This is a genomic window from Streptomyces pseudovenezuelae (assembly GCF_001513955.1).
In the GTDB taxonomy this organism is placed as follows: Bacteria; Actinomycetota; Actinomycetes; order Streptomycetales; family Streptomycetaceae; genus Streptomyces; species Streptomyces pseudovenezuelae.
Genome location: NZ_KQ948150.1, coordinates 231,520 through 246,142, shown reverse-complemented (window position 1 = coordinate 246,142; position 14,623 = coordinate 231,520). Strand labels below are relative to the sequence as shown.

9 protein-coding genes are annotated in these 14,623 nt (G+C 70.9%); 7 read left to right on the top strand and 2 right to left on the bottom strand.

Annotated elements, in window-relative coordinates:
- Positions 1 to 47: 47 nt before the first annotated feature.
- Complete coding sequence (locus AQI94_RS29145) at positions 48 to 1,490, bottom strand: aldehyde dehydrogenase (RefSeq protein ID WP_031047390.1); 1,443 nt, start codon at positions 1,488 to 1,490, stop codon at positions 48 to 50.
- Positions 1,491 to 1,891: 401 nt separating this feature from the next.
- Here AQI94_RS29145 and AQI94_RS29140 point away from each other — a divergent pair, with 401 nt between their 5' ends.
- The 5 genes from AQI94_RS29140 to AQI94_RS29120 all read left to right on the top strand — a co-directional run bounded on the left by AQI94_RS29140 (position 1,892) and on the right by AQI94_RS29120 (position 9,033).
- Positions 1,892 to 2,959: an alpha/beta fold hydrolase gene (locus AQI94_RS29140; protein ID WP_031047386.1), complete on the top strand. Its 1,068-nt coding sequence runs from the start codon at positions 1,892 to 1,894 to the stop codon at positions 2,957 to 2,959.
- A gap of 276 nt (positions 2,960 to 3,235) precedes the next feature.
- The gene (locus AQI94_RS29135) at positions 3,236 to 4,096 is read left to right on the top strand and encodes an alpha/beta fold hydrolase (RefSeq protein ID WP_208611867.1); all 861 of its coding nucleotides are present in this window, start codon (positions 3,236 to 3,238) and stop codon (positions 4,094 to 4,096) included.
- A 141-nt stretch (positions 4,097 to 4,237) separates the two neighbouring features.
- The gene (locus AQI94_RS29130; RefSeq protein WP_031052460.1) at positions 4,238 to 5,116 is read left to right on the top strand and encodes a helix-turn-helix domain-containing protein; all 879 of its coding nucleotides are present in this window, start codon (positions 4,238 to 4,240) and stop codon (positions 5,114 to 5,116) included.
- 473 nt (positions 5,117 to 5,589) lie between these two features.
- On the top strand, positions 5,590 to 8,376 hold the full coding sequence (locus AQI94_RS29125) for an ATP-binding protein (protein WP_062230021.1): 2,787 nt from the start codon (positions 5,590 to 5,592) through the stop codon (positions 8,374 to 8,376).
- Positions 8,377 to 8,544: 168 nt separating this feature from the next.
- Complete coding sequence (locus tag AQI94_RS29120; protein WP_031058383.1) at positions 8,545 to 9,033, top strand: SRPBCC family protein; 489 nt, start codon at positions 8,545 to 8,547, stop codon at positions 9,031 to 9,033.
- A 67-nt stretch (positions 9,034 to 9,100) separates the two neighbouring features.
- Here AQI94_RS29120 and AQI94_RS29115 read toward each other — a convergent pair whose 3' ends face one another.
- Positions 9,101 to 10,642 carry an MDR family MFS transporter gene (locus tag AQI94_RS29115; protein WP_051832886.1) on the bottom strand — a complete coding sequence of 514 codons (1,542 nt, stop codon included), beginning with the start codon at positions 10,640 to 10,642 and terminating at the stop codon, positions 9,101 to 9,103.
- 198 nt (positions 10,643 to 10,840) lie between these two features.
- Between AQI94_RS29115 and AQI94_RS29110 the strand changes: the two genes are divergently transcribed.
- Together AQI94_RS29110 and AQI94_RS29100 are read left to right on the top strand one after the other, a co-directional pair.
- Positions 10,841 to 11,329: a TetR/AcrR family transcriptional regulator gene (locus AQI94_RS29110; RefSeq protein WP_031058377.1), complete on the top strand. Its 489-nt coding sequence runs from the start codon at positions 10,841 to 10,843 to the stop codon at positions 11,327 to 11,329.
- A 548-nt stretch (positions 11,330 to 11,877) separates the two neighbouring features.
- Positions 11,878 to 14,622 (top strand): helix-turn-helix transcriptional regulator, encoded by a 2,745-nt coding sequence (locus AQI94_RS29100; protein WP_031058375.1) that lies wholly within the window; start codon positions 11,878 to 11,880, stop codon positions 14,620 to 14,622.
- Position 14,623: the final 1 nt, after the last annotated feature.

The window sequence follows — 14,623 nt, the reverse complement described above, 5'->3', positions numbered from 1 at the left end:
CGGTCGCGACGGCGTCGCCGCGCGCTGGCGGTGCCTACGGTTCGGCGTCAGACGGTGATGGTCTTGTACTCGGTGTAGGTGCCGAGGCCCACCGCGCCGTACTCGCGGCCGATGCCGCTGGCCTTGAAGCCGCCGAACGGGCCGTCGAAGGCGATGGACGCCCCGTTGACCGTGACGGTGCCGGTGCGGACACGACGGGCCACCTCCAGGGCGTGGGCCTCGTCGGCGGACCAGACGCCGCCGGACAGGCCGTACTCGGAGTCGTTGGCGATGCGGACGGCCTCGTCCTCGTCGTCGTAGGCGATGACCACCAGAACCGGGCCGAAGATCTCCTCCTGCGCGATGCGCATGGAGTTGTCGACGTCGGCGAAGACGGTCGGGGTGACGTAGTTGCCCTTCTCCAGGCCTTCGGGGACGTGCGGGCCGCCGGTCACCAGGCGGGCACCCTCGTCGATGCCGATCTGGATGTAGTCGCGCACCCGCTCCTGCTGGTCGGGGCGGATCATCGGGCCGATGAACGTGTCGGGGTCGTTCGGGTCGCCGACCTTCAGGGACTCGACCAGTTCCTTCAGTCCCGCCACGACCTCCTCGTACCTGCTGCGCGGGGCCAGGATGCGGGTCTGGGCGATGCACGACTCGCCATTGTTGAGCAGGGAGCCGAACTTCACGCCCGCGACGGCCCTGTCCATGTCGGCGTCGGGCAGGATGATCGCGGCGGACTTGCCGCCCAGCTCCAGGCTGACCCGCTTGAGCTGCTCTCCGGCGATCGCGGCGATGCGACGGCCGGCCCGAGTGGAACCGGTGAAGGCGATCTTGTCGACGTCCGGGTGCGAGACCAGGTATTCGCTGGTCTCCCGGTCCGCGGGCAGCACGCTGACCACGCCGTCGGGCAGACCCACCTGTTCCAGCAGCTCGGCCAGGAAACCCATGCTCAGGGAGTTCTCCGGAGACACCTTCAGAATCACGGAGTTACCGGCCAGCAAGGCAGGGATGATCTTCGAAGTGGCCGAGGAGAAGGGTGAGTTCCAGGGGATGACGGCGGCCACCACGCCGACCGCCTCGCGACGCACCACGCTGCGCACCGGGGACGCCGGGTCGGAGGGCACGAGTGTCTCCTCCCAGGGGAACTCCTCCGCCGCCTTCAGGTAGGCGTTCGCCTGACGGGTCAGACCCGGCTGGCCTGCACGCGTGAACCAGCCCGCAGAGCCGTTCTCCAGCGAGATCAGGTGGGCGATCTTCTCGGCGTTCTCCTCGCGCAGCGCGTTGAACCGCCGCAGGGTGGCGATGCGCCCGGCGGGCGGGGTGAGACGCCACTCGCCCGCCTCGAAGGAGGCCCGTGCCGCGGCGACGGCGCGGTCGATGTCCGCCGGCTGCGCCTGGGCGGCGCGGCCGGTCACCGACCGGTCGTGCGGGGAGGAGATGTCGAGCAGCTCCGGGTTGTTCGGCTCGACCCAGGTGCCTCCGATGAACAGCCGGCCGTAGGTGATCATGTGGGTTCTCTCTTCCGGTGCAGTGCGTGGACCGTCTTCCTAATTGCCACTTCACTGTAGCACTTCTGTTCATTAGCTCCCCATAAATGGGACCTAGGAGTCTTCGTTCTCTACACACACGGGAACCGTCGGGGATGGGGGCGGGTTCCGCGCCTCCTGAGGCCGCGACGCGTTCTCCTCAGTCTTATGACTGACCGGACGGTGCCTCGCACACCCCAGACCGACCCTTCGGACCCGACCGTCACATGACTGATGTGTCCGGCTCCGGCACGAGCGAGAGTAGGCACGTCGACCCCATTCGTCACCTGTTTGACAGGTGATGCACCCTGTGCGAGGGTCGTCGCGCCGCGGGCTCGGCACGCACGAGCCGGTCATCTCGAACGCACGACGGAGGACTTCACATGATCAACAGGCGTACCTTCAGCAAGGCTGTCGGTCTGGGTACCGGCGCGGCCGCGGTCTCGCTGACCGGCCTGCAGGCCCAGGCATCCGCCGCGACCGCCTCGCAGCAGCCGAGCGGCGCCGCCGTTCCCACGGTGCCGACCATCGCGCCCGGCACCCACACCGAGTTCAGCACGCTGAAGCACGTCAAGGCCGGTGTCCTGGACATCGGTTACGCCGAGGCCGGTCCCGCACACGGCCCGGTCGTCGTCCTCCTGCACGGGTGGCCGTACGACATCCACAGCTTCGTCGACGCCGCCCCGCTCCTGGCCGACCTGGGCTACCGCGTTCTCGTCCCGTACCTGCGCGGCCACGGCAGCACGCGTTTCCTGTCGCGCCACACCCCCCGCACCGCCGAGCAGTCCGCGATCGCTCTGGACATCATCGCGTTCATGGACGCCCTGAAGATCGACAAGGCGGTCCTCGCCGGCTTCGACTGGGGATCACGGACCGCCGACATCATCGCCGCCCTGTGGCCCGAACGCGTCAAGTCCCTGGTGTCGACCAGCGGTTACCTCATCACCGACCGCAAGGCACAGTTGGAGCCCGCACTCCCGGCCGTGGAACACAACTGGTGGTACCAGTGGTACTTCGCCACCGACCGGGGCGTGCAGGCCATGGAGAACGTCGACAAGCGCATCGCGCTGTGCCGCTATGTGTGGACCCTCGTCTCCCCCAACTGGAACTTCTCCGACGCCACCTTCGCGCGCACGGCCGAGGCCTTCAAGAACCCCGACTACGCCGCGATCGTCCTCTACAACTACCGCTGGCGCATCAGCCTGATCGAGGGCGACCGACGCTACGACCACTACGAGCGCAAGCTGGCCGCCCAGCCCTCCATCGGCGTCCCCACCGTCACCCTCGACGCCGCCCTGGACCCGTTCACCACACCGGGCGACGGCAGCGCGTACCGCAGCCACTTCACCGGCCCCTACCTGCACCGGACGATCACCGACATCGGTCACGACCTGCCGCAGGAAGCACCCACGGCCTTCGCGCAGGCCGTGGTGGACGCCGACCACCTCTGAGTGCCGCACGCCGCCGCGCAGGATCGACCGCGTCCGCCCCGGCGCCGACGACGCCGGGGCGGCGGTACTGGCCGATCCGATCCGATCCGCGACGGCCATCTCGAAGAGGCAGCTGCCCATAACACCGAGCCATCAATACGTCACCGTCTTGACAGGTGATGACATACGTGAAAGTTTCATCACCAGCTTGAACGGTGACGCGTTCCGGTCAGACCGGAACCCCGTGAACACCGTGAACACCGATACCGAGAAGAAGTTCCTGAGAGGGGTTTTGTCGTGGTGAGCATCAAGGGTGGGCGCAAGCGGCTGATGACGGGCGCGATCGCGACGGCCACGGCGGGGCTCGCGCTCGGCGCGTTCGCCCTCAGCGGCACCGCAAACGGCGCGACCGGGACCGCCGAGGCAGCCGGCGTCACCAAGCACGCCAAGCCCACCGTCATCCTGGAGCACGGCGCCTTCGCCGACGGTTCGAGCTGGAACGGCGTCATCGCCGACCTGCGGGCGGACGGCTACCCGGTCGTCGCCGCCGCCGACCCGCTGCGCGGCCCGGCCTCCGACGCCGCCGCCCTGCGTACCGTCCTCGACCACGTCAAGGGCCCGAAGATCGTCGTCGGCCACTCCTACGGCGGCAACGTCATCAGCGAGGCGACCACCGGCGATCCCGAGGTCAAGGCCCTGGTCTACGTGGCCGCTTTCCTGCCCGCCCCCGGTGAGAGCGCCCTGGAGCTCACGAACAAGTACCCGGGCTCCACCCTCCCCGGCGCCCTGGACCCGGTCACCTACCAGCAGGCCGACGGCTCCACCGCCACCGACCTGTACATCCGGCAGGACAAGTTCCACCACCAGTTCGCCGCCGACGTACCGGTACGGCAGGCCGCCCTCATGGCCGCCGAACAGCGTCCCATCGCCCAGGCCGCCCTGGAGGAGAAGGCCACCACCGCGGCCTGGAAGACCAAGCCGAGCTGGGACATCATCACCACCGAGGACCTCAACATCCCCCCGGCCGTGCAGCGCTTCATGGCCGAACGCGCCCACGCGCACACCACCGAGGTCGCCGCCTCCCACTCGGTCGCCGTCTCGCACCCGCACCTGGTGGCCGACGTGATCGAGCGCGCGGCCCGCACGACCGTCCGCTGACACCTCGGAGGGCGGCGGGACCGATCAAAGGTCCCGCCGCCCCCGGGCAGTTCCCGACCGCACAGGCACATCACACACTGCGCCTCTCGCATCGCACATCACACATCGCATATACGTGTGATCCGCAGGAGAATCGACGACATGAGCTCACCTCCCGACCCGCATGCCCTCGGTGCCTTTCTGCGGGCCCGCCGGGCACAACTGGACCCCCAGGAATGCGGCCTGCCCCCAACGGACACCCCACGCCGGGTCACCGGACTGCGCCGCGAGGAAGTCGCCGCACTCGCCGCCATCAGCGTCGACTACTACACCCGCCTCGAACAGGGCCGCGTCCGCGCCTCCACCCCCGTCCTCGCCACCCTCGCCCGCGCCCTCCGCCTCGACCACGACCAACAGCACTACCTCTACCAACTCGCCGGCCGCACCGACGACCAACCCCGCCGTCACCGCCGAGCACAACCCCAGCGCGTACGCCCCGCCATGCGCCGCCTCCTCCACCAGCTCACCCACACCCCCGCCCTCGTCCTCGGCAAACGCCTCGACATCCTCGCCTGGAACGCCACCGCCACCGCCCTCTACACCGACTTCTCCGCCGTTCCGGCCCATCACCGCAACTACCTGCGCCTCATGTTCACCGACCCCGCGATCCGGGGGCTGCACAAGGAGTGGGCCCACGACGCCCGGGACGCGGTGGCCGCCCTGCGGATGGAGGCGGGCGCCGATTCCGACGACCCGGACCTCGCCCGCCTGGTCGGGGACCTGACCCTCGAGGACGCCGACTTCCGCACCTGGTGGGCCCAACAACGCGTCAACAGCGCCACGTACGGCACCAAGCACTACCGCCATCCCCTGGTCGGCGACCTCACACTCGACTGCGACACCTGGGCCGCCAACGACGGCTCAGGACAACGCCTGATGGTCCTCACCGCCGAACCCGGCAGCCCCTCCCACGACGCCTTGCGCATCCTGACCTCCTGGACCGCGCAGCAGGCGGACTCGGCACGGCACACGACCCGATAGCGTCCGGCCGGCTCACCCACGGACCGTGGACCTTCGCATGTACGACATCCGACGCGTCGGAACCTGTGTCGAGCACACGGTCGCGGCGGTCGGCCGACCCCGACCTGGCGGTGGCGGCCACCGCGCGCGAGGCCTCGCTGTCGTTCTCCCGGACGTACCTCGCCAGGCAACGGCGAGGCGTACCGCCTCCTGGACGTCGAACGCACCGCTCGCACCGACAACGACGCTCCCTCGGGCGTGAGTCGACCATGGTCGGACTGGACGCTGCGTGCGGCACTGGCGGTCTCGGCGCCGAAGTCACCGTCCACGTCTACCGGGTAGCCCGTGCGGCGAGGTGAGTCAGTGGTGAATGGCACGATATGGACGTCCTTTACACTCCGGTGACTGCAAGGGCCGCATGGCGCCGGGTGCAGGCGCGGCCAGGTCGGCGGACCCCACCAGGCCTCCGGAAGTCAGCCGTGGGAGGCAGCTCGATGAATGACCTGGACCCACCCGTCCGCCCGGCCTCGACACGGCTGGTCGGACGCGACGGGGACCTGGGCTTCATCCACTCCTTCTTCAACAACCCCGAGGTCCACGGAGCCGCCCTGCTGCTCTCGGGCGAGGCGGGGGTCGGGAAGACCGCGGTGCTCGACGCGGTGGCGGCCGGTGCCGTGAACAGGGGTGTCCGGGTGCTGCGCGCGGCCGGCGTGCAGTTCGAGGCGGACATCGGCTACGCCGGGCTCAACCAGCTCCTGGTGCCGCTCTTCGACGAATTCGACGTCCTGGACCCCGTGCACCGCGACGCCCTGCGGGTCGCGATCGGCATCGGCGGCGGGCCCGCGCCCGACCGGCTCCTGACCTCCACCGCGGTCCTGCTTCTGCTGCGGCTGATATCGGCCCGGACACCGCTCCTGCTCGTCGTGGACGACCTTCCGTGGCTGGACCGGGCGACCAACGCCGTGCTCGGCTTCGTGGCCCGCCGGCTCGTCGGCAGCCGGATCGGGTTTCTCGCCGCCTCCCGCACGGACTCCGAGAGCTTCTTCGAGTCCGGTGGCCTGACCGAGCGCCGGCTGGAGCCGCTGGACGCCGCCTCGTCGGCCGAACTGCTCGCCCTCGCGCACCCCGATGTGTCCCCCGCCGTGCGGCGCCGTATCTCGGCCGAGGCACGCGGCAACCCGCTGGCGCTGGTGGAGCTGCCGTTGGCGCTGACCGCCGAGCAGCGCACGACCCTGGCGGCGGTGCCGGGTGTGCTGCCCCTGAGTGAACGCCTCCAGGCCATGTTCGCCTCCCGCGTGGCCGGGCTGCCCGATCGCACCCGGCGGCTGTTGCTGCTCGCGGCCCTCGACGGGACCGGTGACCTGGCCGCCGTAGTGGCTGCCGCCTCCGGCCGGGCCGGTGTCGACGACCTCGCCCCCGCGGAGCAGAACCGGCTGGTGACGATCTCCACCGGCAACCGGCGGCTGTCCTTCCGGCATCCGCTCATCGGCTCCGCGGTGGTGGAACTGGCGACCGCCGCGGAACGCAGACGAGCCCACCGGGCGCTCGCCGAGGTGCTCGGCGAGCAGTTGGAGCGCCGCGCCTGGCATCTGGGCGAGGCAGCGGTGGAGCCCGACGAGGTGGTCGCCGCGCTGCTGGAGGAGGCCGGGCGACGCCGGCTGCGGCGCGGGGACGCGCTCGGCGCGGTGGCGGCGCTGACCCGTTCCGCGGGCCTCAGTCCCGCGGCGTCCGACGAGAGCCGCCGGCTCGCCGAGGCGGCGTACGTCGGCGTGGACTCCAGCGGCGACCTGGACGATGCCTCGCGGCTGCTGGCCGGAGCCCAGGCCCACCCCACCGGACAGCAGTCCCTGCACGCGGCTGCCGCGGCGGCGTTCCTGCTGATCAACCGGGACGGCGACATGGACACCGCGTACCAGCTCCTGGTCGGGGCGATCGAGTCCGGGGAGCACGGTTACGACGCCTCGGACGAGGGCCTCGTAGAAGCCCTGCACGTGCTGGTGCTGCTGTGCTGGTACGGCGGTGACCCGAAGCTGTGGCAGCCGCTGCTGACGTACGTGGAAAGGCTGACTCCCGAGCCGCCCGAACTGCTCTGGGTGATCATCCAGACCTTCGGCGACCCGTCCCGCACCGGTGCCGCGGCGCTGCCCCGGCTGTCGACGCTGATCAGCACCGTGGGCGATGACCCCACCCGGGTGATCCGCGTCGGTACCGCTTCGGTGTTCGCGGACCGGCTCGGGGACTTCCGGTGGGCCACGCGCCGGCTGGTGGAGCAGGGGCGTGCCGGTGCCGCGCCCGTCCGCCGCCATCTGGGCGCGCTGATGCATCTGGGCCTGGACTACTTTCATCTGGGCCGGTGGGACGACGCCGCCGAGCTGGCGGCCGAGGGGCTCGGCCTGTGCGAGAACCACGACTACCGGTTCTTCGCCTGGTACTTCCAGTACATCCAGGCGGCCGTGGCCGCGGCACAGGGCAACGCCGCCACCAGTGCCGAGCTGACCGAGGAGATCGTGCGCTGGGCGACTCCCCGCGGCACCCACGGCGCCCGGTACTTCGCCTGCCACGCCCGAGCGCTGGCCGCCTTGGGGAGCAACGACTTCGAGACCGCGTACCAGCACGCCCGCGCCCTGAGTCCGGCGGGGACCGTGGCCCCCTACGTACCGATCGCGATGTGGGGCGCGATGGACCTGGTGGAGGCCGCCGTGCGGACCGGCCGGGAGAAGGAGGCGGCGGCGCACGCGGCGGCGATGCGTGCCTCCTCGATGGCCGCGCTGTCGCCCCGGCTGGAGCTGCTGGTGCTGGCCTGTGAGGCGCTGACCACGCCGGGAAAGGCGTCGCTCGCGCTGTTCGAGCAGGCGTTGTCCCTGCCCGATCCGGAACACCGGCCCTTCGACGTCGCCCGGGTCCGCCTCTTCTACGGCGAACGGCTGCGGCGGCTGCGGGCCGCGCCGGAGGCCAGAGAGCAGCTCGCCCGGGCGCTGGAGGACTTCCGGCGGCTGGGCGCCGAGCCCTGGGCGGCGCGCGCCGCTGCGGAACTGCGGGCCGGGGGCCACTCCGCGTCGGTGGCCGCCAGGCCCGGACCGGGGGCACTGACCGCCCAGGAACTGCAGATCGCGAGGCTCGCGGCGACCGGGCTGACCAACAAGCAGATCGCCGAGCGGCTGTTGCTGTCCCATCGGACCATCGGCACGCACCTGTACCAGATCTATCCCAAACTGGGCATCACTTCGCGGGCCGCGCTGCGGGACGCGCTCTCGGGGCTGGAGACGAACAGCGGCGGCTGACCTCTGCGGGCGCGGTACGACGGACCGCGCTGGGGCCTCAGTCATTTGACCTATGCCGGGTTTGCGGCCCCCGCGCAGAGTGGACCGGGGACCTCCCCTGCCGGGGTGCCCTGTCCACGGTGGTCGCCTCTGACGCCGCCTCGCACCGCGTACGAGAGGGGAGCCGGAATGTCCGGTGCCTCGGACCGCCATCCGGACATCCACTGGCCTTCGGGCTTCTCCCCCGACCAGGCACACAGCTTCTGCCAGACGCAGGCCGTCGTGCACGCCCCGCCGGCTCTGGCGTTCGCGCTGCTCACCGATGTGCCGCGGTGGCCGGAGTGGGTGCCGGGCCTCACCGAGGTCCGGGCCGGGCCGCTCGCGCGGAGCTTCGAAGTGCGGTTCCACGGCCACCGGTTCGAGATGTACACGGGAGAGCACGTGCCGTACACGCGGCTCGGCTGGTCGGGTGTCGGCGCCGGTGTGCAGCTCTACCAGGCGTGGTTGCTCACTCCGGTGGCGGACGGCACCCATGTGGTGACCGAGAACGTGGTCCGCGGCCCCTCCGCCAGGTCCCTGAAGATGTCGTCCCCGCTGTGGGCGCGGCGTCTGAACTCGTTGTGGGTCACCCAGCTGAAGCGGCTTTCCGAGGCGGCTCCGCGGGACGGCGGCGCGTAGCGCGCGGCCGGAGCACGCCGCCGGCCGGCACCCGGTGGGGCGTCGGCCGGTCGAGGGCGTCGTGGGGTCAGGCGGCCCGGACGGAATCCTTGGCGGGCGCGAGGTCGGAGTGGTCGGCGGCAGCGGTCTCACCGGTCCCGCGTGCCGGCTTCAGGAACAGGGCGAGGACGATCCCGACGGCGAGGGCGGGCGCGATCCAGAGGTAGCCGCCCGCCGTGGCGTGGGCGAAGGCGTCCAGTGCGGTGTCGCGCAGGGCACCGGGGAGCCGGCCGATGGTGTCGGGGCGGGTGGCGTCGAAGCCGCCGCCGGTCGGCAGACCGCTCGTACGGTCGGCGAAGCCGGAGTTGAGGAGGCTGCCGAAGACGGCGACTCCGAAGGCCGCGCCGATCGAGCGGGCGAAGGTGACGACGGCACTGGCGGCACCGAGGTCGGTGGCGGGCACGCTGTTCTGGACGGTGGTGAGCACGACCATGGGCACCATGCCGACGCCGACACCGGTGATCAGGAAGTAGACGCTCAGGACGAGGGTGTCGGTGGCCGCTCCGATCGTGCCGAGCAGGAGCAGCCCCGCGAGGTTGGCGACCAGGCCCGCGAGCAGGATCGCCCGCAGCCGCTCGACGTGTGCGGCCCAGCGTCCGGCCAGGGACTGGCTGACGACCAGCCCGGCGACCAGCGGCAGCATGTGGATGCCGGAGAGGGTGGCCGAGACTCCGTGGACGATCTGGAGGTAGGTCGGCAGGTAGACCAGCACGGAGAACATCGCGGCGTTGGCGAAGAAGGCGATCAGCGAGGAGAACACCACCGTCCGGGAGGCGAACATGGCCGGTGGCAGGACCGGGGCGGCGGCGTGACGCTCGACCGGCACCAGCAGTACGGCCAGCGCGACGGTGGCGGCGATCAGAACGACGATGGCCGGGGAGCCCCAGCCCCAGCGTTCCCCGAAGGACGTGACGAGGACGAGACCGGTGGCGATGGCGGCCAGCACGGTGGCGCCGAGGTAGTCGATACGGGCCCGGGTGCCCCGGGTGGCGGCGGGCAGGGCGCGCGCCGCGACGGTCAGGGCGACGATGCCGAACGGCAGGTTGACCAGGAACGCCCAGCGCCAGGAGAGCTGGTCGGTGAAGACTCCGCCCAGCAGGGGGCCGACGATGCTGGCGACGCCGTAGACCGAGCCGAACATGCCCTGGTAGCGGCCGCGTTCGCTCGGGGCGACGATGTCGCCGACGAGGGCGAAGGTCAGCACGATCATGCCGCCGCCGCCCACACCCTGCAGCACACGGGCGCCGATCAGTTCGGGCAGGTTCTGCGCCAGGCCGCAGGCCACGGAGGCGATCAGGAAGACCGAGGTCGACGCCAGGTACAGCCTCTTGCGGCCGAACATGTCGCCGAGCTTGCCCCACAGAGGTGTGACCGCGGTCGACGCGAGCAGGTAGGCGGCGCTGACCCACGCGATGTCGTCGAAGCCGTTCAGGTCCTCGGCTATCCGGGGCAACGCGGTCGAGACGATCGTCTGGTCCAGGGCGGCGAGGAGAACCGCCAGGACCAGCGCGCTCATCGCGGCGGCGACACCACCCGCCTTGGGTGAGGAGGAGTTGTCTGCCTTCGACATCAGAAGGCGCCTTTCTAGAGGACTCAACAATATGGCACTACCAGATCTATCTGCCACTAGAATGTAGCACTTACTGCTTAGGCTTCTACTCCCGAGAGGCGCTAGATGTCTCAGGCATCACATTCCGCCACTAGAATCAGTGCGGTGAGAGCTGACGCAGCGCGCAATCTCGAAGCCGTCCTGACCACCGGCGCACGCATGCTCGCCGCCGACCCCGGCACGAGCATCGCCAGCATCGCCGCCCAGGCAGGAGTGGACCGCCGCACGGTCTACCGCCGCTTCGCCTCCCGCGAAGACCTCCTCGCGGCCATCTACGAAGCCCGCCTCACCGCCATCGAACACGCCATCCAGGACGCCCGCCTGCGTGAAGCACCCGTCACCGTCGCCCTGCACCGCTACGTCGAGAACATCATCAACGTCAACCGCACCTGGCCCGTCGACCTCACCCGCATGCTCACCGAGGACAGCGTCCACGCCCGGCGCGACGCGGCCATCGAGGAGGTCGACGCCTTCCTCCGGCGTGCCACCGACGAAGGCCTGCTGCGGCCGGACCTTCCGCACGGCTGGGCCGGCGCGCTGCTGCCCCAGCTCATGCACTTGGTCTCGCGGCAGTTGCCGGAACTGAGCGCGGGGCAGGCGGCGGACGTCGTCGTCAACACCCTCCTCAACGGCCTCGGAACGACCTGACACACCGACGGACGCCGGGGAGCCGCATGGGAGGGCAGTACCCGGGCGGGCAGCCCTCGACGAAGCGGCCGGCCACCCGCACCCTGGACATGTTTCTCTTATGGCGATCACATGTGTCGGCGGCGCCGAGAGTGTTGGAGGAGTTCGGGATCCGCGGCATGGTCCGCGAGGTCGCCGAGCGCGCGGAGGTGGGCAAGGCCACGGCGTACGGCGGCCACCCGGCCAAGGAGGGCCCGGTGGCGACGGGCCCCTCGATCTGCGGAACGTCAGTAGATACGTGTGAGACGGGCACACAAGAGCTTCTTTCAGCCATACCGGGTGACGTGAACCCATCGAGGCATCTAGTCTTCTGCGACAGGTGTGAGTGACCGGCCGGCGACTGGACCTGCTGTGTGCAGGCAGCCGCTCGGCATGTGGCTGCCCGGGACGACGACGTACCCTCGCCCGTGCGCCTGGCGTGATCCACGCGCACGGACGCGAGACCGTCGGGCCGGACCGGTTCAGCGGTGGTGAAGGGAGTGGGGGGCGTGGAGTCGATCGTCACAACCATGGTCGGTCGTGAACGCGAACGGGAGGCGCTGTCGGCGTTCGTGGCAGCCGCCGGGGGGCGCGCGCTCGTGCTGCGCGGTGACGCGGGGGTGGGCAAGAGCGCTCTGCTGGACCACGTCGTCGCTCGCGCGGCGGCCGAAAGCCACCGGGTGATCAGGGCGGCCGGTGTGGAGGCCGAGTCGGAGCTGCCGTTCGCCGGGCTGCATCAGTTCCTGTATCCGCTGCTCAGCCACCTCGACCGGCTGGACGAAGCACACCGGGGGGTCTTCGACGTCGTCTTCGGCAGGGCCGCGGACACTCCGCCCTCGGTCATGACGCTCGGGATCGCCGTCCTCGACCTGCTCTCCCTCGCGGCCTCTCAGCAGCCCCTTCTGCTGGTGCTCGACGACGGCCAGTGGCTGGACGCCGCCAGCATCGAGGTCTGCGGTTTCGTGGGGCGCCGGCTGACGGGCAGTTCGGTCAAGCTCGTCGTCGGCCTGCGCTCGGGTGTCCCCTCCGGCTTCGACACGGCCGCGCTGCCGGAACTGCCGGTCACCCCACTGTCGGAGAAGACCGCCGAGCAGCTGCTCGACCTGCGTCACCCCGGGCTCGATCCGCGGATCCGCCGGCTGGTGCTGGACGAGGCGCAGGGCAACCCGCTGGCCCTGCTCGAACTGCCGCCCCATGCGCGCGCCGGGCGGGCGGGACGCAACGCCGAGGAACTGTTCGGCTACACCGGCGTCCCCCTGCCGCTGCGGCTGCAGCAGGTGTACGGCGCGCGTATCGAGTCTCTCGGTGAGCCGGTGCGTGCCGAGCTGCTGCGCGGTGCCCTGGACGGGGTCGGATCGGGCACGGCGGCCGATCACACCCGGGGCACCCGCTACCGTATGCGCGACGCCGACGAGGCCGTGGCCTGCGGGCTGCTGGACATCGACCCGCTCGGCGGCGACTTCGTCTTCCGGCACCCCCTGGTGCGCTCGACGGTCGTCCAGACCGCCACACCCAACGAGCGCCGCGCGGCACACGCGGCCCTCGCCCAGCTGCACCGGGACGACATCGAACGACGGGCCTCACACCTGGCCGCCTCGACCGTCGACCCGGACGAACAGGTGGCGGCTGTACTGGAGGCCGCCGCGGACTCCGCGACCCGGCGGGGCGGCGCGGTGACCGCCGTCGCCTGGCTGACCCGCGCGGCGGAGCTCAGCGAGACCCGCGAGGAACGGTCCAGGCGACTGGGCAGCGCGGCATACGTCGCCGGGCACTCCGGACGCCTGGACCACGCCCGGCAGTTGGTCCTCTCGGACACCGGGTCCGGCACCGACGACTCTCCCTCGTCGGTCGTCGCGTCGGGCTATGTCGCGTTCTTCGAGGACGGGGACGTGCGCTCCTCACAGCGGCAGGTCTTCGCGGCGATCGAGAGCATGCGCGACAGCGGGGTGCAGGAGTCGGACGAGGTGCTCACACGCCTGGTCGACCTGCTGCTGGCGATCAACCAGTACGCGGGTGACGAGGACGCGTGGGAACGGTCTCACGAGCTGCTGGACTCGCTGGGGGACCTGGTCCCGTCACACTCGCGCGTCTACCAGGACGCGTGGGGCGATGTGGTGCGGCGCGGTGCCGGGGTGGCGGAGCGGGTGGACCGCGCCTTCGCCACTCCCGCCGACCTGGAGCCGTGGGACGTGACCCGGCTCGCGGTGGCCGCGTATCACGTGGACACCCTCAGCCGGTACCGGCCACAGCTCCAGCGCACCGTGGACCGCGAGGTGGAGACGGGTGCCCTGGCCGATGCCATGACCATGCTGCACCTGATCATGCTGGACCAGATCGCGGTGGGTGAGTGGGACGATGCCGAAGACACCGGCCGGCGCTGCCTGCACCTGACGACGACACACCGGCACACCCTGTTCGTCCGTCACACGCAGGCCTATCTGGGGTTGCTGGCCGCCCTGCGCGGCCAGGTCGACCAGGCACGCGAACTCCAGGCCACCGTCGACACCTGGGCCCGCCCCCGAGGCATCGGCTTCCTCACCCAGATCACCGACACCATCGGTACCACCGCCGCTCTCGCCGAAGGCGACTACGAAGCCGCCTACCTGCACGCCATCGGCATCACACCTCCCGGCACCTTCACCCCCTACGCCCACCAAGCCCCCCGCACCCTCCTCGACCTCACCGAGGCAGCTCTCCACACCGGCCGCACCGAACAAGCGCACCAGCACGCCCGGGCCGCCCACGCCGCCGGCCTACCCGAGCTCTCCCCTCGCCTCCACCTCATCACCCACGGGGCCCTCGCCCTCACCACCCCTGACCCCACCGACGCCCACTCCCACTACCAGCACGCCGAGAACCACCCCGCCGCCACCACCTTCCCCTTCGAACTCGCCCGCATCCGCCTCGCCCACGGCACCCGCCAACGACACACCCACGGCCCCAAAGCGGCACGCCAGCCCCTCACCCGGGCCCTGGCGACCTTCGAACGCCTGGGCGCAGCCACCTGGGCCGAGCGCGCCCGCGCCGAACTGCGCGCCACCGGCCTGCCCACCGGCACCACAACCACCCATCTCACCACCCTCACCTGGCAGGAACGCCGCATCGCCGACCTCGCCGCAGGCGGCCTCACCAACAAGGAGATCGGCGAACGCATGCACCTGTCCCCCCGCACCGTCAGCTCACACCTCTACCGCGTCTTCCCGAAACTCGGCATCACCTCTCGCGCCGCCCTCCGCGACGCACTCGCCAAGATGCCCGGCGACCAGAAGGTGTGAC

Bases quoted from the DNA above. Each gene is read 5' to 3' on its own strand.
- AQI94_RS29145 (WP_031047390.1), bottom strand. From the start codon at position 1,490: ATGATCACCTACGGCCGGCTGTTCATCGGAGGCACCTGGGTCGAGCCG.
- AQI94_RS29110 (WP_031058377.1), top strand. From the start codon at position 10,841: ATGCTCGCCGCCGACCCCGGCACGAGCATCGCCAGCATCGCCGCCCAG.
- AQI94_RS29140 (WP_031047386.1), top strand. From the start codon at position 1,892: ATGATCAACAGGCGTACCTTCAGCAAGGCTGTCGGTCTGGGTACCGGC.
- AQI94_RS29115 (WP_051832886.1), bottom strand. From the start codon at position 10,642: ATGTCGAAGGCAGACAACTCCTCCTCACCCAAGGCGGGTGGTGTCGCC.
- AQI94_RS29120 (WP_031058383.1), top strand. From the start codon at position 8,545: ATGTCCGGTGCCTCGGACCGCCATCCGGACATCCACTGGCCTTCGGGC.
- AQI94_RS29100 (WP_031058375.1), top strand. From the start codon at position 11,878: ATGGTCGGTCGTGAACGCGAACGGGAGGCGCTGTCGGCGTTCGTGGCA.
- AQI94_RS29125 (WP_062230021.1), top strand. From the start codon at position 5,590: ATGAATGACCTGGACCCACCCGTCCGCCCGGCCTCGACACGGCTGGTC.
- AQI94_RS29130 (WP_031052460.1), top strand. From the start codon at position 4,238: ATGAGCTCACCTCCCGACCCGCATGCCCTCGGTGCCTTTCTGCGGGCC.